We start from the raw sequence: 20,390 nt of genomic DNA on the forward strand, positions 1-20,390 counted from the left end.
CCTTGATCGGCATGCCGGCCTCCGCCTCGCGCAGGAAGCCGATGATCTGTTCTTCGGAAAAGCGCTTCTTCACGTCCAATCTCCTTGTCGTTGAGGATTGGACTCCAAACCGTCGTGCTACTCAATCTCGGGCGGACGTCGGGCGGATGCATCTCGACCTTCAAACAAACTCTGCCATCCATTGACGAATCGTCCCAGGAAGCCTCATTGATTGAACTGCTTGGCCCCAGTGCTATCGCCTGTCAGCTGAGAATTCGCGTAGCCCTCTGAAGAATATCGACCGGCTCAAAGAGCGTTCGTCCAGCACAATGAGCACCGCCGAACTTGCAGCCCAGTCGATTTCGTATCTCCAGAAGCGCCCAATCGTGCATCAAAACCCCACTTCGTCTTGAGGGGAAGATGCGCTTCCGGCGGCTCCGGAGCGACATGCTTCCCATTGATGCCCAAACGATCGCCAGGTCAGCAAACCTTCTGCCCCACCCCAACCCACCCTCACGCAACCGATAACTCCGGTGCACGATGCCCTCCGGCAGTTCGTCGTGGGTGATCATCAACAGGCTGCGCTGCCCCAGCGCGGCCACCATGTCGTGCAGCAGTGCCTGCGCGGTATCCACGTCCAGGCCTTCGGTGGGCTCGTCCAGCAGCAGGATCGGTGCCTCGCGCAGCAGCGCGCGGGCCAGCGCCAGACGGCGTGCCTGGCCGGCCGACATCGTGGCCCCGTTCTCGCCGACCCAGGCGGACAATCCCCCCAGTTGTTCGGCCCATGTCTGCAGGCGCACGTCTGCCAGCACCTGCCACAGCCGCGCGTCGCTGGCCTCGGGGTCGCCCAGACGCAGATTGTCGGCGACGGTGCCGGCGAACACCGGTGCGTTCTGCGGCAGCCAGGCGATCTGGCGGTGCCATTGATCCTGCGCGACGTGACGGATGTCGATGCCGCCATAGCGCACGTAGCCACCATCAGGGTCCCACAGCCGCAGCAGCAGTGACGACAGGGTGGTCTTGCCGCTGCCGCTGTCGCCGCGGATGGCGATGCGCTCGCCGGGGCGAAGCTGCAGCTGCACTTCGTCGAGCAGTGCGCGCGACTGGCCCGGCCAACGGAAGCTGACGCGCTCGAATGCCAGGGTGGCCGGCTCAAGCGGAATCGCGACCGGGTCGGCCGGCTCGTCCACGCCCGGCGGCTGGTCGACGATGGCGTCCAGACGCACCGCTGCCACGCGGCCGGACAGCCAGGACTGCCAGGCCAGGCCGATGCCGGCCCAGAGTTCGAGCAGCGCCACCGTGAGAAACACCAGCGCGGCTGCGAGTGCGGCGTCGATGGCGCCGGTCTCGAAGCCGTGCAAGGCCAGCCACAGCATGGCTACCAGGCCGCCGGCCGCGCACAGGCCGTGCAGCGCGGTGCCACTGAGCAGGCGCCAGCGGCGGCGGCGGTCGCGGGAGCGCAGCTGCTTGGCGGCGACCAGCACGCGCAGGTTCCAGTGCTCGCGTGCCTGCAGGGCGGTCAGGTCGGCCGCGCCTTCCAGGCCTTCAAACGCCTGGGTGCGCAGCTGGGCCCGGTGCAGCGCGCGATCGCGCTCCTGCCCGGCAGCGCCACGCACGGTCAGCCACGGCACGCCGATGCCGACCAGCAGCGTCAGCACCGCCAGCAGCACGGCCGCCGGCGGGTAGATGATGCCGGCCGAGAGCACGCCCACCAGCGAGATGCCGCCGAGTGCGAGCAGCGGCCCGATCGCGCGCACCAGCAGGCCGTCGACTTCGCCGATGTCCGACATCAGTCGCGCCAGCAGCTCACCGGTGCGGATGCCGGCCAGACGCGCCGGCGCCAGCGGCAGCGCGCGGCGGAAGAACCACACGCGCAGGTCGCGTGCGATGCGCAGGGTGACGTCGTGGCCGACCAGCTTTTCAAAGTAGCGCGAGACGATGCGCGCCATCGTCAGGCCGCGGATGCCGGCCGAAGGCGAGAAGAAATTGAAGCCGCTGCCCAGCCCGGCGGCACCGGCGAGCGCGGCGGCGGTGAGGAAACCACCGGACAGCCCCAGCAGTGCCGTGCCGGCCAGCATCGTGGTCCACAGCAGCAGGACGGTGAACAGCAGGCGGGCACGATGGCGGGCGAACACGCCGCGCAGGGTGTCGATGCGGGGCGCGCTCATGCCGGCAGCTCCGAGGTGTGCCGGGCGCCACCGGCGGTCAGGGTCAGCCGCGTGTCGGCCCAGCGCATGGCGGCCTCGCTGTGGGTGGCGATGACCACGCTGCGGCCGCGCGCGAACGCGGCCAGGGTGCGCAGCAGGTCGGCCTCTGTCTCCGGATCGAGGAAGGCGGTGGGCTCATCGAGCAGCAGCAGCTGCGGGTCGCGCAGCAGCAGGCGGGCCAGGCCGATACGCCGTGCCTCGCCACCGGACAGGCCAAAGCCACGCTCGCCGATCACGGTGTCCAGGCCCTGCGGCAGGGCGGCGGCGAAGCGCATCACCTGCGCCGCCTCGGCGACCGCACGCAGGTGCGCATCGGTGGCGCCGGGGTCGGCCAGGCGCAGGTTGTCGGCGATGCTGCCGTGGAACAGGTACGGGCGCTGGCCGGCGTAGCCGATCTCCAGGCCCGGCCGCAGCACGATGCTGCCCGACTGCGGCGGCAGCCAGCCGGCCAGCGCTTCGAGCAGGGTGCTCTTGCCACTGCCACTGGGCCCGACCAGCGCCACGCGCTGGCCCGCCTCGATGTGGAACGACAGGTGCTGCACCACGTCGTGCTGGGCGCCCAGCGGGCGCAGGCTGAGATCGCGCACCGCCACCGGCGGCGCGTGCGCTTCCAGCAGCTCCGGCGTGCGCGCGGTGGCGGCCGGCGCGTCGGCCGTGACGTCTTCCGGCAGCTCGCCGAGCAGGCGCTCCACCTCGGCGGCTGCGGCCAGTGCGTTGGCGCGGTCGTGGTAGTGCGCGGCCAGCCGCCGCAGCGGCGCGTAGAACTCCGGCGCCAGCAGCAGGCAGAACACGCCGATGCCCAACGTGGGCACCTGCGCATGCAGCGACATCAGGCCCAGATAACTCAGACCGAGATACAGCGCGACCATCGCCACGCTGACCGACGCGAAGAACTCCAGCACGGTGGAGGACAGGAAGGCGATGCGCAGGACCTTCATGGTGCGCTCGCGCACGCCTTCGGCGGCGGCCTCGACCCCGGCCAGCTCGGCCTCGCCGCGGCCATACAGGCGCAGCAGGCCCAGGCCCTTGATGCGGTCGGCGAAATGGCCACTCATCCGTGCCAGCTCGCCCAGCTGCGCGCGGCCGGCGGCTTCGGCGCCCCACCCCACCAGCATCATGAAGAACGGCACCAGCGGCGCGGTGAACACCAGGATCAACGCCACCACCCAGTCGGCCCAGGCCACCGCCAGGGCGATCAGCAGCGGTACCACCACCACTTCGATGCGGACCGGCTGATAGCCGGCGTAGTAACTCTCGATGGCATCGGCATGGGCCAGCATCAGCTCGCCCATCTCGCCGGTGCGCTGCTGCCGCAGCCACAACGGGCCGCGCCCGAGCAGCCGCCGGTAGACCCGCTCGCGCAGCGCCAGGCGCGCGGCGTCGGCCACATCGCCGGCGGCCGCCTGGGTGGCGGTGCCGAGCGCGGCCCGTACCGCCAGCAGCCCCAGCAGCCCCAGCAGGGCCGGGGTGGCCTCGGCCAGCGGCCGGTGGTCGACCAGTACGGCCTGGATCAGCCAGGCGATGGCGGCGGCCTGGCCGATCAGCAGCGCCCCGGACAGGCAGATGCACAGGGCGGCCAGCCGCTGCTGGCGGCGGGCGGCCCCGCCCAGCCCGCCCAGCCAGCGCAGGCGCTGCCGGCGCAGGGCGGCGGTCTCAACAACGGTGGCGTCAGGGGGTATGCTCAAAACGGTTCACTGGCGGCCACAAGGAGGTTCCGTCGATTGTAGAGGGTGCTGGCACGTCGCTCGTGCGGCAAGCGGTCGCAGGCTCGGCCAGGGTGCATACCATTCCTTCGCGAGATCGTTTGTACATTGATCTAAATCAAGGCTAATTGAAGTTGTCGGTCACAGAATTCACCCCGTAGACCCCCCTTCCCGCCACCTGTAACGGCAAAACCCAACGAGGTAGCCAGGCCATGATTGATCAGACAGTCGTAGAACTGTCGCGGCTGCAATTCGCTCTGACCGCGATGTACCACTTCCTTTTCGTACCGCTCACGCTTGGCCTGTCCTTCATGGTGGCCATCATGGAAAGCGTGTACGTCATGACCCGCAAGCAGGTCTGGCGCCAGATGACCCTGTTCTGGGGCACGCTGTTCGGCATCAACTTCGCCATCGGCGTTGCCACCGGCATCGTGATGGAATTCCAGTTCGGCATGAACTGGTCGTACTACAGCCACTACGTCGGCGATATTTTCGGCGCCCCGCTGGCGATCGAAGGCCTGATGGCGTTCTTCCTGGAAGCGACCTTCATCGGTCTGTTCTTCTTCGGCTGGAAGCGCCTGACCCCGGTCAAGCACCTCACCGTGACCTGGCTGATGGCCCTGGGCACCAACCTGTCGGCGGTGTGGATTCTGATCGCCAACGGCTGGATGCAGAACCCGACGGGCGCGATCTTCAATCCGGAAACCATGCGCATGGAGGTGGTGGATTTCGCCGCCGTGCTGTTCAACCCGGTGGCGCAGGCCAAGTTCGTGCATACGGTCAGCGCCGGCTACGTGACCGGTGCGGTGTTCGTGATGTCGATCAGCGCGCTGTACCTGCTGCGCAACAAGCACAGGGACATGGCGCGCCGCTCCTTCGCAGTGGCCGCGGCCTTCGGCCTGCTGTCCTCGCTGTCGGTGGTGGTGCTGGGTGACGAGAGCGGTTACGCCGCCAGCGAGCACCAGAAGATGAAGCTGGCGGCCATTGAAGCGATGTGGGAAACCGAGCGTGCGCCGGCCGACTTCACCGCCTTCGGCATTCCCAACCAGCAGACCCAGCAGAACGATTACGCGGTGAAGATCCCGTACCTGATGGGCCTGATCGCCACGCGTTCGTTCAACCAGCCGATTCCGGGCATCCTGGAGCTGGTCGAGCGTGCGGAACACCGCGTCCGCGGTGGCCAGCTGGCCTACGGTGCGCTGGAGCGCGTGCGCAAGGACAAGAACGACGTCGAAGCGCGCGAAATGTTCGATCGCCACTGGCAGGATCTGGGCCACGGCCTGCTGCTCAAGCGCTATCGCGAGGACATCCTCAACGCCACCCCCGAGGAAATTTCGAAGGCGGCGATGGACACCGTGCCGCGGGTCGCCCCGCTGTTCTGGACCTTCCGCATCATGGCCGGGCTGGGCTTCTACCTGATCGCGTTCTTCGCGGTGGCCTTCTACTTCTCCTGCCGCCACAACTTCCAGGACAAGCGCTGGTTCCTCAAGCTCGCCCTGTGGACGCTGCCGGCACCGTGGATTGCAATCGAATGCGGTTGGTTCGTGGCCGAGTACGGCCGCCAGCCGTGGGCGGTGGACGGCGTGCTGCCGACCTTCTATGCCGCCTCGGGCCTGGCCCTGCATGAAATCCTGACCACGCTGGCGGTGTTTACCGCGCTGTACACGGTGCTGCTGGTGATCGAAGTGAAGCTGATGCTGAAGGCGATCCGCAAGGGCCCGGACGACATCCTGCCGTCGCTGCAGGCTGCAGCCACGTCCCTTTCCCCCAATGCCGCTGCGCCGACCCACGGTCAGGCGTAAGGCAGGAGAACCCAGATGGAATTCATTGGACTCGATTACACCACGCTCCGCGTGATCTGGTGGCTGCTGCTCGGCATTCTGCTGATCGCCTGGGCGGTGATGGACGGTTTCGACCTCGGCGTTGGCACCCTGCTGCCGTTCGTGGCCAGGACCGACGACGAACGCCGGCTGGTGATCAACACCGTCGGCCCGGTGTGGGAAGGTAACCAGGTGTGGCTGGTGCTCGGTGGCGGTGCGATCTTCGCTGCGTGGCCGCCGCTGTACGCGGTCAGCTTCTCCGGCTTCTACCTGGCGGTGTTCCTGATGCTGTTCGGGCTGATCCTGCGCCCGGTCGCCTTCAAGTACCGCAGCAAGATGCCCAGCAAGCGCTGGCGTGGGAACTGGGACCGTGCGCTGTTCGTCGGCGGCCTGCTGCCGGCATTGATCGCCGGCGTGGCGGTGGGCAATGTGCTGGTTGGCGTGCCGTTCCACTTCGATGACAGCATGCGCATCTTCTACACCGGCACCCTGATCGGCCTGCTCAACCCGTTCGCGCTGCTGGCCGGTCTGGTGAGCGTGGCGATGGTGGTCGCGCACGGTGCCGCAATGCTGGTGCTCAAGACCGACGGCCCGGTGGCCGAGCGCTCTGCCCGCTACGGCAGCGTCGCGGCGGTGCTGACGTTCGTGCTGTTTGCACTGGCCGGTGTGTGGGTGGCCTTCGGCCTGCCGGGCTACCAGATCACCTCCCAGGTGGTCACCGATGGCCCGACCAACCCGCTGCTCAAGACCGCTGAACTGGGCAGCCTGGCCGGTGGCTGGATGCGCAACTACAGCAGCATGCCCGCCACCGTGCTCTTCCCGATCCTCGGCCTGATCGGTGCACTGGCCAGCGCGGTCCTGCTGCGGGCCCGTCGCGGCGGCCTGGCGTTCATCGCGTCGGGCGCCTCGATCGCCGGCATCATCCTGACCGTGGGCTTTGCGATCTTCCCGTTCCTGCTGCCCTCCTCCAGCCAGCCGGGCTCCAGCCTGACCGTCTGGGACAGCTCCTCCAGCCACCTGACCCTGGGGATCATGCTGATCGCCACGGCCATCTTCCTGCCGATCATCATCGCCTACACCTCCTGGGTCTACCGCGTGATGAAGGGCAAGACCACGACTGAAGAAATGGGCGACAACCCCAACGCTTACTGACGCGCCCCGGTGGCGCTCTAGGAGACCTACAATGTGGTACTTCGCTTGGATTCTTGGTGCAGGGCTGGCTTCGGTCGTGGCCATCCTCAACGGCATGTGGTTCGAAGCCCGCGAGCAGAGCCGTACGGATAACGAAGAAGGCTAAAAAAAGGTTGCCGGCGCGGTCTTCACACCGTATCCTTGTCGGCTCCTTCGGGGTGTAGCTCAGTCTGGTAGAGCGCTACGTTCGGGACGTAGAGGTCGCAGGTTCGAATCCTGTCTCCCCGACCACTCCGGTGGTCGCATTGAAGCCTGGAAGCGTCAATTCCAGGCTTTTCTGTAAGAGCCGTGGCAACACGGCACCGAAGGCGTTTCACGGTCCCCCTTGCCGCCGAAGGGTGGGATCGATACAATAGGCGGCTCCTTACGGGGTGTAGCTCAGTCTGGTAGAGCGCTACGTTCGGGACGTAGAGGTCGCAGGTTCGAATCCTGTCTCCCCGACCAGTTGATGGTCACATTGAAGCCTGGAAGACATCCGTCCTCCGGGCTTTTTTGTGTCCCCCTGTCTGGGGTTGCCGCCCAGCGGCCGCCCCCTCCTTGGCGGCGGTCGGCCCACCGGGTGGGCACGACCGGTTCATGGGTGGCGGGTACAATGCCCGCCACCGGGATGCGCGCACTCTGTCGCATGCCTGCCATCGCACTCCCGCAGTCTCCGGCACTCTGCCGGTGTCTGCGCTTCCGCACATCCGGCCCCCACCGTGATCGCGCCACCTGCAAGAGATCCACGCCATGCCCCATACCCCTTCCCATGACACGTCCCTGCTGCGGGGGCGCTTGCTCGCCTTCACCGCGATCCTGCTGGCCGCGCTGAACCTGCGCACCGCCGTCACCTCGGTCACGCCGCTGCTGGATGTGCTCGGCCAGACCTTTGGCTTCGGCACCACCATGACCGGCGTGCTCGGCATGCTGCCGACCGCCTCGTTCGCGCTGTTCGGCGTCACCACGCCGATGCTGGCACGCCGCATCGGCCTGGAGCGCACCGCGCTGCTGGCGATGGCCCTGGCCGCCGTGGGCCTGCTGCTGCGCTCGCTGGCCGGTGGCGTGGGCAGCCTGCTGTTCGGGTCGGTGGTCGCCCTGGCCGGCATGGGCATCGGCAATGTGGTGGTGCCGCCGCTGGTGAAGCGCTACTTCGCCAACCGCGTCGGCACTGTCAGCACGCTCTACATCACCGTGCTGCAGATCGGCACCATGATGCCGGCGCTGCTCGCCGTGCCCCTGGCCGAACAGGCCGGCTGGCGCGTGTCGCTGGGCATCTGGGCGCTGCTGGCCGTGGCCGCCGCCCTGCCCTGGCTGCTGCTGGCGCGCAGCCGCCCGCACCCGGATCCGCTGGCCCCGACCAGCGATCCCGGTGCCCAGCCGCACGGCAAGGTCTGGAAGACGCCGCTGGGCTGGGGCATGACGCTGATGTTCGGCATGACCTCGCTGATGACCTACTCGATGTTCACCTGGCTGCCGCGCATCGTGGTGGAAGCCGGCGCCACGCCGCGTTTCGGCGGCATCATGGTGGCCATCTTCGCCGCACTCGGCCTGCTGCCCTCGCTGACCATGCCGGCGCTGGCCGTGCGCCTGCGCAACCCCTTCCCGCTGGTCCTGATCGGCTTCACCGCCTTCCTGGTCGCCTTCGCCGGGCTGCTGTTCGCGCCGATGAAGGCGCCGTGGCTGTGGGCGGTGCTGCTGGGTATTGGTCCGTCCACCTTCCCGCTGGCGCTGACCCTGATCAACCTGCGCACCCGCACGCCGGCCGGCTCGGCCGCGCTGTCCGGGTTCATGCAGGGCGTCGGCTACGCGTTCAGCTGCCTCGGCCCGTTCCTGTTCGGCTGGCTGCATGCGGTCAGCGGTGGCTGGCACCTGCCCTTCGGCTTCCTGGCGCTGTGCGCGCTGGTGCTGCTCACGGCGTCGTGGATTGCCTGCAAGCCGCAGAAGCTGGAAGACCAGTGGTGAGACAGCTGGCGCGGTAACCGCGCCCTACGCCCGCGTCTGGCCGTCGCCACGCACCACGAAACGCTCCACTGTCAGCGCCTCCAGCCCCATCGGGCCGTAGGCGTGCAGGCGCGTGGTGGAGATGCCGATCTCCGCGCCGAGGCCGAGTTCGCCGCCATCGGAGAACCGCGACGAAGCGTTGACCATCACCACCGCCGAGCGCAGTGCGTGGACGAAGCGGTCGGCAGCAGCGGGGTCGTCGGTGGCGATCACTTCGGTATGGTCCGAACTGTACTGCTGGATATGCGCCAGCGCCTGGTCGAGATCGTCGACCACGCGCACGGCCAGGATCAGGTCCAGGTACTCGGCGGCGTAATCGTCCTCGGTGGCCGGTGCGGCATCGGCCAGCCACTGGCGGGCGCGGTCGTCGGCACGCAGCGCGACACCGCGCTCGCGCAGCGCCGCATCGGCCAGCGGCAGGAAGGTGCCGGCGACATCGGCATGCACCAGCAGCGTCTCCAGTGAATTGCAGGCCGACGGCCGGCTGCACTTGCCATCCACCAGCAGCGCCACGGCGCGCTGCAGATCGGCGGCACGGTCCACGTACAGATGACAGACGCCCTTGTAGTGCTTGATCACCGGCACCCGCGCATGCTCGGCCACGAAACGGATCAGGCCTTCGCCGCCGCGCGGAATCGCCAGGTCCACCAGGTCGTTGAGCTGCAGCAGCGCCAGCATGGTCTCGCGGCGCAGGTCCTCGACCAGGGTCAGGGCCGCGTCGGGCACCCCCGCCTCGCGCAGCGCGCGCTTGAGGGCGGCGGCAATCGCGGTATTGGAGTGGATCGCCTCGGAACCACCACGCAGAATCACGCCATTGCCCGCCTTGATGCACAGCGCGGCCGCATCGGCGGTGACGTTCGGGCGTGCCTCGTAGATCATCGCGATCACCCCCAGCGGCACGCGCACCTTCTGCACGCGGATACCGTTGGGGCGCACGTCGTCGCGGGTGACCACGCCGACCGGGTCCGGCAGTGCGGCCACCTCGCGCAGTGCGGCGGCGATACCGGCCAGCCGACGCGGGTCCAGCGCGAGGCGGTCCAGCATCGCACTGCCGACGCCCTTCTCCGTCGCCGCCGCGAGGTCGCGCGCATTGGCGGCCAGAATCCCCTCGGCATCGGTTTCCAGCGCTGCCGCCATTGCCTCAAGCAGGGCCGCCTTGGCCGGCGAAGACAACTGCGCCAGCTGCTGCGCGGCATCCCGGCACTGCGTGGCCAGGGATCGGATATCGGTCATGGCAGGGGTCTCGGTCGAAGGCATCACAGCAGCACCAGGTCGTCGCGGTGGATCACGTTGCCACCGTAGTTGTAGCCCAGCACGCGCTCGATGTCGCGCGAGTGGTGGCCGGCCACGCGGCGGATATCACTGGCCGAGTACTGGCTGACGCCGCGCGCCAGGCGCAGCTCGCCGGTCCCGGTGCGCAGCCTCACCTCGACCATGTCGCCGCGGCGGAAGTCGCCCTCGGCACCGAGCACGCCACCGGGCAGCAGCGATGCGCCCTTGTCGCGCAGCGCGGCGGCGGCGCCGTCATCGACCAGGATCGCGCCCGGCTCCAACGGCGCATGGCGCAGCCAGTACTTGCGTGCGGCAACCCGGGTCTGGCCGGCATGGATGCGCGTGCCGAACAGCCGGCCCTGCGCCAGTGCACGTACCACGTCGCTGTCGCGGCCGTTGAACAGACAGGTCTCGATACCGACACGGCCGGCCTTGGCCGCCGCTTCCAGCTTGGTATGCATGCCGCCGGTGCCAGCCCCGCTGCCGGCGCCGCCGGCCATCGCCAGCACCTGCGGGGTCAGTTCGGGGACGTCGTGGATCGGGTGCGCCTGCGGATCGCGGCGCGGGTCGGCGCTGTACAGGCCGTCGATGTCGGTGGCGATGAACAATACGTCGGCATCGATCAGCGCTGCCACGGTGGCGGCGAGATTGTCGTTGTCGCCCAACTTGAGCTCGTCCACCGACACGGTGTCGTTCTCGTTCACCACGGGCAAGGCACCCAGGCGCAGCAGTTCGTTGAGGGTGGCGCGTGCATTGAGATAGCGGCGGCGGTTGCGCAGGTCGTCGTGGGTGAGCAGCACCTGCGCCACCGGGCGTTCGAAGAAGCGCTGCCACAGCCCGATCAACTGCGCCTGGCCAAGCGCGGCCAGCGCCTGGCGCGCCGCCATCGCGGCACCGGCTTCCAGTGCGCGCGGCACGATGGCGCGCCCGGCCGCGACCGCGCCGGATGACACGATCACCACTTCGCGCCCGGCCAGCACATGCGCGGACACGAACTGGGCAAGGCCCAGCGCATGGCGCGGCGAAAGGCCACCCCCGTCGGCGGCCAGGAGGCTGCTGCCGACCTTGAGCACCGCGCGCTTCCACGCGGGCACCGGCTGCTCGGGAAACGGTGATTGCACGCGGGTCGGAGTCATCGCGACGTACGCCTCATCGGGTGGACCATTCGTGGACCGTGGCCGTGGCGCTGCCCTCTGCCATCAACGGGTCGGCGTCGACAATGGCCTGCGCGGCGGCGCGATCGGTGAGGTTCTGCAGAACGTAGGCGCCGCCGGTCTTGTCGGTGAAGCCACCGGTAAGCAGCAGCTGGTCATTGGCGCGCAGCGTATCGAGGAAGCGCGCGTGCGCCACGCCCACCTCGTCGCGGAACGCGGGCGTGCGGGTGACCAGTACCAGGTAGCAGATCTTCATGTCAGTCTCCCAAGAAAAACGGCGGCCTCGCGGCCGCCGTCGTGATTACACCAGCGCGGCCCAGCGGGCGCGCAGTTCGTCCAGCCGCAGGTCGGCAGCCGCGCCGGGCGACACGCGCGCGGCCAGGCTGCCTTCGGGCGTGCGGCCCTGGCCAGCGGTGTCCGAGGCGGCCGCGGCGGCCTTGTAGGCCTCGCGGAACGGCACGCCGGCAACCGCGGCTTCAACGGCGACATCGGTGGCGTACATGCCCGAGTCGATCGCCGCGCGCAGCTTGTCCTCGCGCCATTCCAGGTTGGCCAGCAGCGCCGGCAGCAGGTCCAGCGCGGCCAGGCCGCGGCCGAAACCGTGGAAGATGGCGCCCTTGCTGCTCTGCAGATCGCGGTGGTAACCGGACGGCAGCGACAGCAGCTGTTCGATCTCGGTGCGTGCGGCCGCCACGCTGGCGTGGGTGGCGCGCATCAGCTCGATCACGTCCGGGTTGCGCTTGTTGGGCATGATCGAACTGCCGGTGGTGTACTGCGCCGGCAGCGCGACGAAACCGAACTCGCCGCTGGTGAACAGCGACAGGTCCCACGCGATGCGGCGCAGGTCCAGGGTGGCCCCGCCGAGCGCTTCCAGTGCGGCCAGTTCAAACTTGCCGCGCGAGAGCTGCGCGTAGATCGGCGACACCTGCATGCGCGCGAAGCCGAGCGCGGCGGTGGTGTGCGCGCGGTCCAGCGGCAGGTTGACGCCGTAGCCGGCGGCGGTGCCGAGCGGGTTGGCGTCGATGAGGGCGAAGGTGTCGTGGGCGCGGATGGCGTTGTCGATGAAGGCTTCGGCCCAGCCGGCCCACCACATGCCCGCCGAGGACACCACGGCGCGCTGGATATGGGTGTAGCCCGGCACCGGCAGGTCCTTCTCGGCCTCGGCACGGTCCAGTGCGACCTTGGCCACTTCGCGGCTCACCGTGGCCACGTGCAGCAGCTTGTCCTTCAACCACAGGCGCGTGGCGACCAGGATCTGGTCGTTGCGGCTGCGCCCGGTGTGGATCTTGCGGCCGGCATCGCCCAGGCGCTCGGTCAGGCGCGCTTCGATCGCCGAGTGGCAGTCCTCGAAGCGCTCGTCGAGCACGAAGGCGCCGCTGCGGAAATCGTCGGCCAGCACGTCCAGTTCGCGCTGCAGGCCGGTGCGCTCATCGCCAGACAGGATGCCGATGTTCTCCAGCCCCTGGGCGTGCGCTTTGCTGGCGGCCACGTCGTACAGGAAAAACTCGCGATCCAGGATCACGTCGTCGCCGGCCAGGAAGGTCTGGATGCTGGCGTCCACCGCCACGCCGGGCTTCTGCCACAGAAGGTCTGCCATGTCTTGCTCCAATCAATGCGGAATTGCGCTGAGTTCGTCCAGGCCAAGCGCGAGGTTGAGGTTCTGCATGGCCTGGGTGGCCGCGCCCTTGAGCAGGTTGTCCAGGGTCGCCACCACCACCACGCGCTTGCCGCCCGGGGCCACATCGAAGCCGCCGATCTGCACGCCATGCCGGCCGGCGATGCGGCTCACCCACGGCGCCTCGTCGATCACCTCGATCAGCGGCTCGTTGGCGTAGTAGGCCTGGTAGGCGGCCACGACCTCCTCACGGGTGTGGACGCGGTCCAGCCACAGGTTGACGGTCATGGTGATGCCACGGAAATGCGGTGCCACGTGCGGCATGAATTCCACCGGCACACGCAGGTGCGCGGACACTTCGCGCTCGTGGATGTGGTTGGTGAGCGAATACGGCATCAGGTTGTCGTGCAGCAGCGCCGGGTTGTTCTTGTCCGACGGCGTGGTGCCCGCGCCGGAGTAACCCGAGACACCAAAGCACTGCGGCGGGCCGGCCAGGTGCTTGAGCAGCGGGCTGATCGCCAGCTGCATCGCGGTGGCGTAACAGCCGGGGTTGCTGATGTGCTTCTGGCCCAGGTAGTCGCCACGGGTCAGTTCCGGCAGACCGTAGTACCAGTGCTCGTTGAAGCGGTAGTCGGCCGACAGGTCCACGATCACCGTGTCAGGACGCGCAGCGGTGAGGGCGGCCACGAACGGCGCGGACAGGCCGTTGGGCAGCGCCAGGATCACCGCGTCCATGCCCTTGGCAGCGACCGCGTCGGCATCCAGGTTCTCATACAGGAGCGGTGCTCCGTCCTGCTGCGTCAGGTGGGGAACCGGTTGCCCGGCCAGCTCGCGCGAGGACACAAAGCCCAGCTGCAGGTTCGGGTGCGCGGCAATCAGCGTGATCAGCTCGGCACCGGTGTGGCCACGGGCGCCGACGATGCCGACGGTGAAGGGGGTGGAGGTACTCATGCGTGTGCGTCCAGGCGGTGCTGCAGGTGGCGCTTCACGCCCTGCCACTCCGCGTCGATGATGGAGAAGATGACGGTGTCGCGCGGCGTGCCGTCCGCGTGGCGCTTGTGGTTGCGCAACACGCCGTCCTGCTTGGCGCCCAGGCGCGCAATGGCGGTGCGCGAGGCGAAGTTGAACCAGCTGGTCTCAAACACCACGCTCAGGCACTGCAGACGCTCGAAGGCATGGGTGAGCAGCATCAGCTTGGCCTCGGTGTTGACCCCGGTGCGCTGCGCGGCCTGCCCGTACCAGGTGTAGCCGATGCTGAGGCGCGGCACCTCTTCTTCCAAGCCGTAGTAACGGGTGGTACCGACGATCTCGTCGTCCGCGTTGAACACCACGAACGGCAGCACCTTGCCCTCGGCCTGCGCCTGCAGCGCGGCCTGGACGTAGCCGGTCATGGTCCTGGCCGAGGGCACCTGGGTGTACCAGAGCTGCGACAGGGCGCCGTCGCCCAGCGCGCCGCGCAGGCCATCGATGTGGGACATCTGCAGCGGCTCCAGCCGCGCGTGCGTGCCGGCCAGGGTGGGGACCCGGGTCCAATCGGCGTGATTCATCGGTTCAGCCCTCCAGGCTCGGTGTACGCACCGCGCAATGATCGACGTAGGTCTTGATCCGCTCGAAGCCGTCGGCGCCGAACCAGAACACCTTCCAGGCGCCCTGCTTGTAGCACCCGTCGGATTCGGCGTAGTAGAAGTGGTTGATCGGGTTGCCGTGGCGCGAGCGCCAGAACAGCTGCGGGGTTTCTTCCAGCATCACGTTCCATACCGCGCGCCCCAGGCCCTCGCCCTGCGCGTCGTCGAGCACCGCGAACTTGTCCAGGTACACGCCTTCGGCCTCGTCGGTGAGGATCACCGCGGCGCGGTAGTTCTCGCTGACGTACGCGCGCAGCAGGCGGGTCTTGTCGAAGTAGTCCGGCACCAGGGTGCGGCCGAAGCTGGATTCGATCAGGCCCTTCAGGCGCGGCAGGTCCAGTTCGCTCCAGGCGGTGGCGCGCAGCACCTTTTCGCCCTTGCGCACCAGCGTGCCCGAGCCCTTGTGGGTGAACAGTTCCTTGGCCAGGTCCGAGGGGCGGGTGATGGACACCGACGACTCCAGCGGCAGGCGGTCCAGCAGGTCCTTGATCTGTTCGATCTTCACGCGCATGCCGCCGTGGATCCACGGCTGCTGCATCAACTGGTCGTATTCGGTGGACAGGTTGATCGAGTCGATCACCCTGCCCTCTTCATCCAGCAGGCCACCGGTACCGGTGAGGAAGATGATCTTGTACGGCTGCAGTTCCTGCACCAGCTCGTTGGCGGCGAAATCGGCGTTGACGTTGAGGATCTGCCCGCAGCGGGTTTCGCCCAGGCTGGTGATGACCGGGATCGACCCGGCACGCAGGCTCGCTTCGATCGGGGCCAGGTTGACCTTCTTCACCTCGCCGACCAGCCCGTAGGTGGCCTGGTCCAGGTACTCGGCCTCGAACACGCCACCGGTGATCGAGGTTGCACGCGCGCCGTTCTGCTGCAGCGCTTCGACCAGCTGCAGGTTGGACGCCTGGAACACCCGGCGCACGATGGCCAGGCCTTCCGGCGAGGTCACGCGCAGGCCGTTGACCGTTTCCTTGACGATCCCGGCGGCCGACAGCTCGGCATCCAGCTGCGGACCGGCGCCGTGCAGCACGATCGGGGTCAGCCCGACTTCCTGCAGGAACGACAGCGAGGAGGTCAACGCGTCCAGGTCGTCGCGCAGCACGGCGCCGCCGACCTTGACCACGGCAAAGCGCTTGGCATCCAGCTGCGAGAAGCGCTTGAGGTACTGGCTGATCTCCTTCGCGCTGGCCATGCTCGAGAGCAGGCGCACGATGGTCTGGCGGGTCTGGCGGTGGGGCTGGAGGGAAGAAGGCATTTCAGTATCGTCACAGGCGGCCGCAGCCGCGATGGAGGGTCCGTCAGTGGCAGGCCACGACGGCGTCGTTCGATCAGGCGCCGTGCGCGATGATCCGGTGCACGGCATCGGTGTAACGCTGCAGCTGCTCCAGCGTCACGAACTCGTCGGCGGTGTGGGCCTGGGCGATGTCGCCCGGACCGTACACCATCGTGGTGTAACCGGCCGCCGAGAACAGCGAGGCTTCGGTCCAGAAGTCCACCGCGTTGCCGATCGGGATATCCAGTGCGTCGGCCACGTCACGCGCGGCCAGGCGGCGGTTTTCCGCTTCGGCGATGTCGCCGGCCGGCAGGCTCGGGCCACGGAAGGTTTCGGTGAACAGCGCCGCGGCCGGTTCGGCGAAACCAGCGAAGGTGGCCAGCAGCGCGTCGATGTCCATCGACGGCAGCGGACGGAAGCCGAACCGCAGTTCAGCCGCCGGCGCGATCATGTTGGCCTTGATGCCGCCGTCGACCCGGCCGATGTTGAAGCGCAGGCCGGTGAGCCCGCCGAAGCGCGCATGCGACAGCGATTCCACGTGGTCCAGCGCGCGGTTGCCCCAGCGCATCGCCTGGTGCAGCGCGCTGGCGGCCGCATCCTGCTTGCCCGAGGCATGCCCGGCGCGTCCGGCGAAGTTCATCAGCACCGAGCTGATGCCGCGATGGGCGAGCACCGCCTCGCTCATGGTCGGCTCGGCCACCAGCACCGCGTCATATGCAATGCCACGGGCCAGGAACGCGGCGATGCAGCGCGGATCGTTGGCTTCCTCGTCGCTGGAGAACAGGAACGCGGCATCGCCATCGCTGGCATTGGCCGCAGCCACCAAGGCTGCCGCCGCGCCCTTGATGTCACACACGCCCAGACCGATGACGCGGTCGTCGGTACGCCGCATCACATGCGGGTCGGCGGTCCAGTGCGGCGAATCGGGCACGGTATCCAGATGCACGTTGAACAGGTACTTCGGGGTGCCCCGCACCGCGTACAGGCTGACCGCACCGTCACCGTGATCGATCACCTCGACGTTGAACCCGGGCAGGTTCGCGCGCAGGTAGTCGAAGATGCCGCCGGTGGTGATCGCACGCGGCGGATTGCGGGTGTCGAAGGACACCAGTGCCTGCAGGTGGTTGAGCGTGTGTTCCAACATCAGTCCGGGAATCCATCAGGGTGGGCAGTGCCGGCCGCGGGCCGCCACTACGGGTGGCGCGGCGCCGGGCAGAGCCCGGCGCTACGTGGATCGCTCAGCGGTTCACCTGCGCGTACAGCGTGGAGCTCATGCCGAACAGCTTGATGAAGCCTTCCGCCTCCTCCACGCCCCAGTCGGCCGACTGGGCGTACGTGGCGCCCTTGGTGTTGAGCAGGTGCGGCGAGCGCACGGCCACCGCATCGACGCGGCCACCGCGGGTTTCCAGCACCACTTCGCCGTTGACCTTGGCCTGCGAGGACTTCAGGAACGCCTCGATATCGGTCTTCAGCGGGTCGTGGTAGAAGCCTTCGTACACCAGCTCCACCCACTTGCGCGCCACGTCCGGCTTGAAGCGGTTCTGCTGCTTGGTCAGCACGGCATCTTCCAGCGCGCGGTGCGCGGCCAGCAGCGAGACCAGGCCCGGCGCTTCGAACACGATGCGGCCCTTCAGGCCGATCACGGTGTCGCCGGTGTACACGCCACGGCCCACGCCGTACGGGGCGAACAGCTTGTTGAGCTTGGCCAGGATCTGCTCGCCCGCCATCGCCTCGCCGTCCAGGGCGACAGCCTCGCCTTCGACGAACTTCAGCGTCACGGTCAGCGCCTCGGCCGGCCACTCGCTGCGCGGTGCGCACCAGCCGCGGGCGCCTTCGCCCGGGGCTTCCCAACGGTCGATCTCGCCACCGGACATGGTCAGGCCGAGCAGGTTTTCGTTGATGGTGTAGGCCTGCTGCTTGGCGCGCACGCCGAAACCGCGCTCTTCCAGGTACTTCTGCTCGTAGGCGCGGGTCTGGGTGTGTTCCTTCTGGATTTCGCGGATCGGCGCGACGATCTGGTAGTCGCCCAGCGCCTTCACGGCCAGGTCGAAGCGGACCTGGTCGTTGCCCATGCCGGTGCAGCCGTGGGCGATGATGTTGGTGCCCAGCTCGGCGGCGCGCTTGAGCGCGGCATCCACGATCAGGTAGCGGTCGGACACCAGCAGCGGGTACTGGCCCTGGTAGCCTTCGCCGGCCCACACGAACGGCTTGACGAAGCCGCTCCAGATTGCCGGACCGCCATCGACGGTGACGTGGCTGGTGACGCCCAGCTCGGCGGCGCGCTTCTCGATGAAATCACGCTCTTCGTCATCCACGCCGCCGGTGTCGGCGAACACGGTGTGCACGTTGTAGCCGCGCTCCTGCAGGTAAGGCACGCAGAAGCTGGTGTCGAGTCCGCCGGAGAAGGCCAGGACGATGTCTTTCTTGCTCATGGGGGTCTGATCTCGTAGCGCCGGACACGGCCCGGCGGTGGGCAAAGGGGGAATCAACAGAATCTCAGCGGCCGATCAGGGCCGACATGATCGCCTTCTGTACGTGCAGGCGGTTCTCGGCCTCGTTGATGGCGATGCACTGCGCCGAGTCCATCACCGCGTCGGTGGCCTTGACGTTGCGGCGCAGCGGCAGGCAGTGACTGAACACGCCGTTGTTGGTCAGGGCCATCTTGGCTTCGTCGACGATGAAGTGCTTGAACTGGTCGCGGATCGGCTTTTCCGGCTCCCAGTTGCCGAAGAACGGCAGCGCGCCCCAGCTCTTGGCGTAGACCACGTCGGCACCGGTGTAGGCGCTGGCGATGTCATGGCTGACCTGCAGGGAACCGCCGCTCTCGGCCACGTTCTGCTCGGCCCAGCCCATGTAGCGCTCGTCCAGGATGTAATCCGGGGTCGGGCACAGCAGTGTCACGTCCATGCCCATGCGGGTGGCGATGGTCAGCGCCGAGTTGGCCACCGCGGTGTTGAGCGGCTTGGGGTGGTAGGTCCAGGTCAGCACGAACTTCTTGCCGCGCAGGTCCTGGGTGCCGAAATGTTCCTGCAGCGCCATCACGTGGGCCAGCTCCTGGCACGGGTGGGTGATGGTCTCCATGTTGATCACCGGCACCGGCGAGTATTTCGCGAAGCTCCGGAGCACTTCGTCCTCACGGTCCTTGCTCCAGTCGACGAACTTCGGGAATGCGCGCACGCCGATCAGGTCGACGTAGCGGCCCAGCACCTTGGCCACTTCGGCGATGTGCTCTTCCGTGTCGCCATCCATCACCGAGCCGAGGTTGAATTCGATCGGCCATGCATCCTTGCCCGGCTGCAGCACGATCGCGTGGCCCCCCAGCTGGAAGGCACCCAGCTCGAAGCTGGTGCGGGTGCGCATGGACGGATTGAAGAACACCAGGGCAATCGACTTGCCCTTGAGCTCGTCGCCCAGCTTGTTGCGCTTGAACAACGCGGCCTGGGTCAGCAGGGCATCCAGGTCGGTGCGGCTCCAGTCCTGGGTGTTCAGGAAGTGCTTCAGGGACATCGATCGATCCTTTGCGGCGGGATTCAGGGGGTCGGAAAAACGTACAGATGAAACTTTTCAGATCGCAGAAACGAAAAAACCCAGCACGGGGGCTGGGTTTTCCGAACAGACAGCACGAAGCTCCGGTTACCCAGCGAAAATGTGGGGTTCCGGTCGGCGGGCACGCGACGTCATGCCCGTAGCCATACGGGCGGCGCTGGTGTCGTGCTGGAAGTCGGTGAGTTTCATGGCCGCCCATCTTTGCACGCGCCCGGGGCGGGTGCAAGGCCTGAATGGAACATGCAGATCAGCGTAGCGAACGAGGCGGCTTCCGGGCCGGTCACGGATTGGCCGGCCCGCCCTGCTCGGCCGCCACCCACGGGGTGATGGACACGCGGATCTTCAGGCGGTTGCCGGGATCGTCGGGGAGGCGGGAGCGGTACTTGGTGCCCTTGTAGACGTAATCCACGTCATAGGCGATGGGCCGGCGGAATTCCCGGCCGACCGGGATGATCCGGCAGTCGCGGGTCAGCAGCGGGCCGTTGTTGGCCGGCGGCGCCTCGACCACGGGCATTTCCTCCTCGCTGCCGTCTTCACGGCGGAAGATCGAGCGCACCGAGTCCATGAAGCGGCCAAAGCGGCCCTTTTCTTCCTGCGGTTCTTCGCCGGTCACGTTGACCGGGGCCAGGGTCCGGGTGGACACCGGCTCGCAGTGTTCTTCCGTGCGGGTGGCCCGCAGCGTCTGGAACACGGGCTCGACGTTGAGCACCTGCGCGTAGTCGAACTTCACGTTCTCGACGATCACCACCCGGTTGCGGGCCTCACCGTCCTGGGCGCGCACCCCGAAGGCGGCACTTGCGAGCAGACAGGCCAGCGTCAACAACGAAGCGGATTTCATTGGCAACAGGTAAGAGGACAAGGGGGATAGTTTAGGCAGTGCCAGGCACAAGGGGCTGAACATTACCCTTCCGTAACGTTTCTGCCCATAGGCAGGCCGCGCCCGCCCCCCGGCCAGGGACGCCATGCCGGCCCTGCGGGGCCGCCGGACGGCCCGGCGCTGGGCGCCGTTGTGATCTAAAATCGAC

Annotated in this window: 18 protein-coding genes and 2 tRNA genes; 7 read left to right on the forward strand and 13 right to left on the reverse strand. The window is 67.8% G+C overall.

The features are described 5' to 3' along the window. The coding region (locus tag OC534_RS18440) for a hypothetical protein (RefSeq protein WP_262072355.1) at positions 1–185 on the forward strand (185 nt) is incomplete at its 5' end. A gap of 57 nt (positions 186–242) precedes the next feature. Here OC534_RS18440 and cydC read toward each other — a convergent pair. Beyond that, positions 243–2,147: a thiol reductant ABC exporter subunit CydC gene (cydC, locus tag OC534_RS18445; protein WP_262072356.1), complete on the reverse strand. Its 1,905-nt coding sequence runs from the start codon at positions 2,145–2,147 to the stop codon at positions 243–245. Then, positions 2,144–3,871, reverse strand: a complete 1,728-nt coding sequence (cydD, locus tag OC534_RS18450; protein ID WP_262072357.1) for a thiol reductant ABC exporter subunit CydD — start codon at positions 3,869–3,871, stop codon at positions 2,144–2,146. The genes cydC and cydD overlap by 4 nt, the downstream gene beginning before the upstream one ends. Before the next feature lie 230 nt (positions 3,872–4,101). On the opposite strand from cydD, the gene OC534_RS18455 reads away from it, so the two are divergent. The 6 genes from OC534_RS18455 (at position 4,102) to OC534_RS18480 (ending at position 8,841) form a co-directional block, all read left to right on the forward strand. Continuing rightward, positions 4,102–5,691, forward strand: a complete 1,590-nt coding sequence (locus OC534_RS18455) for a cytochrome ubiquinol oxidase subunit I (protein ID WP_017357476.1) — start codon at positions 4,102–4,104, stop codon at positions 5,689–5,691. A 15-nt stretch (positions 5,692–5,706) separates the two neighbouring features. Next, on the forward strand, positions 5,707–6,861 hold the full coding sequence (gene cydB / locus OC534_RS18460) for a cytochrome d ubiquinol oxidase subunit II (RefSeq protein ID WP_017357475.1): 1,155 nt from the start codon (positions 5,707–5,709) through the stop codon (positions 6,859–6,861). A 31-nt stretch (positions 6,862–6,892) separates the two neighbouring features. Continuing rightward, the gene (gene cydX / locus OC534_RS18465) at positions 6,893–7,006 is read left to right on the forward strand and encodes a cytochrome bd-I oxidase subunit CydX (RefSeq protein ID WP_017357474.1); all 114 of its coding nucleotides are present in this window, start codon (positions 6,893–6,895) and stop codon (positions 7,004–7,006) included. A 48-nt stretch (positions 7,007–7,054) separates the two neighbouring features. After that, positions 7,055–7,131: transfer RNA gene (locus OC534_RS18470), tRNA-Pro, on the forward strand. A 136-nt stretch (positions 7,132–7,267) separates the two neighbouring features. Continuing rightward, positions 7,268–7,344 (forward strand) — tRNA-Pro (locus tag OC534_RS18475). A 285-nt stretch (positions 7,345–7,629) separates the two neighbouring features. Continuing rightward, positions 7,630–8,841 carry an MFS transporter gene (locus OC534_RS18480; protein WP_262072358.1) on the forward strand — a complete coding sequence of 404 codons (1,212 nt, stop codon included), beginning with the start codon at positions 7,630–7,632 and terminating at the stop codon, positions 8,839–8,841. Between the two features lie 24 nt (positions 8,842–8,865). Here the strand turns inward: OC534_RS18480 and OC534_RS18485 are convergent, their stop codons facing one another. The 11 genes from OC534_RS18485 to OC534_RS18535 all read right to left on the reverse strand — a co-directional run bounded on the left by OC534_RS18485 (position 8,866) and on the right by OC534_RS18535 (position 20,203). Further along, positions 8,866–10,113, reverse strand: a complete 1,248-nt coding sequence (locus OC534_RS18485; protein WP_136003262.1) for a glutamate-5-semialdehyde dehydrogenase — start codon at positions 10,111–10,113, stop codon at positions 8,866–8,868. Positions 10,114–10,136: 23 nt separating this feature from the next. Beyond that, entirely contained in the window at positions 10,137–11,288 is a 1,152-nt protein-coding gene (gene proB, locus OC534_RS18490; RefSeq protein ID WP_136003261.1) for a glutamate 5-kinase, read from the reverse strand. Positions 11,289–11,301: 13 nt separating this feature from the next. Further along, a complete protein-coding gene (locus OC534_RS18495; RefSeq protein WP_136003260.1) occupies positions 11,302–11,562 on the reverse strand; it encodes a YciI family protein in 261 nt (86 codons plus the stop codon). 45 nt (positions 11,563–11,607) lie between these two features. Continuing rightward, complete coding sequence (argH, locus tag OC534_RS18500; RefSeq protein WP_153165156.1) at positions 11,608–12,903, reverse strand: argininosuccinate lyase; 1,296 nt, start codon at positions 12,901–12,903, stop codon at positions 11,608–11,610. 12 nt (positions 12,904–12,915) lie between these two features. Next, complete coding sequence (gene argC / locus OC534_RS18505; protein WP_166473233.1) at positions 12,916–13,872, reverse strand: N-acetyl-gamma-glutamyl-phosphate reductase; 957 nt, start codon at positions 13,870–13,872, stop codon at positions 12,916–12,918. Further along, on the reverse strand, positions 13,869–14,468 hold the full coding sequence (locus OC534_RS18510; RefSeq protein ID WP_017356623.1) for a GNAT family N-acetyltransferase: 600 nt from the start codon (positions 14,466–14,468) through the stop codon (positions 13,869–13,871). The genes argC and OC534_RS18510 overlap by 4 nt, the downstream gene beginning before the upstream one ends. 4 nt (positions 14,469–14,472) lie before the next feature. Next, positions 14,473–15,801, reverse strand: coding sequence for an acetylglutamate kinase (locus OC534_RS18515; RefSeq protein ID WP_017356624.1), 1,329 nt, complete (start codon positions 15,799–15,801; stop codon positions 14,473–14,475). Positions 15,802–15,874: 73 nt separating this feature from the next. After that, positions 15,875–16,963, reverse strand: a complete 1,089-nt coding sequence (locus OC534_RS18520; protein ID WP_017356625.1) for an acetylornithine deacetylase — start codon at positions 16,961–16,963, stop codon at positions 15,875–15,877. 94 nt (positions 16,964–17,057) lie between these two features. Further along, the gene (locus tag OC534_RS18525) at positions 17,058–18,251 is read right to left on the reverse strand and encodes an argininosuccinate synthase (protein WP_017356626.1); all 1,194 of its coding nucleotides are present in this window, start codon (positions 18,249–18,251) and stop codon (positions 17,058–17,060) included. A gap of 64 nt (positions 18,252–18,315) precedes the next feature. Continuing rightward, entirely contained in the window at positions 18,316–19,326 is a 1,011-nt protein-coding gene (locus OC534_RS18530; protein WP_262072359.1) for an N-acetylornithine carbamoyltransferase, read from the reverse strand. 319 nt (positions 19,327–19,645) lie between these two features. Then, positions 19,646–20,203 carry a hypothetical protein gene (locus tag OC534_RS18535; protein ID WP_017356628.1) on the reverse strand — a complete coding sequence of 186 codons (558 nt, stop codon included), beginning with the start codon at positions 20,201–20,203 and terminating at the stop codon, positions 19,646–19,648. Between the last annotated feature and the right edge of the window lie 187 nt (positions 20,204–20,390).

The sequence above is a fragment of the Stenotrophomonas sp. Marseille-Q5258 genome (genome assembly GCF_946900935.1).
GTDB lineage: Bacteria > Pseudomonadota > Gammaproteobacteria > Xanthomonadales > Xanthomonadaceae > Stenotrophomonas > Stenotrophomonas nematodicola.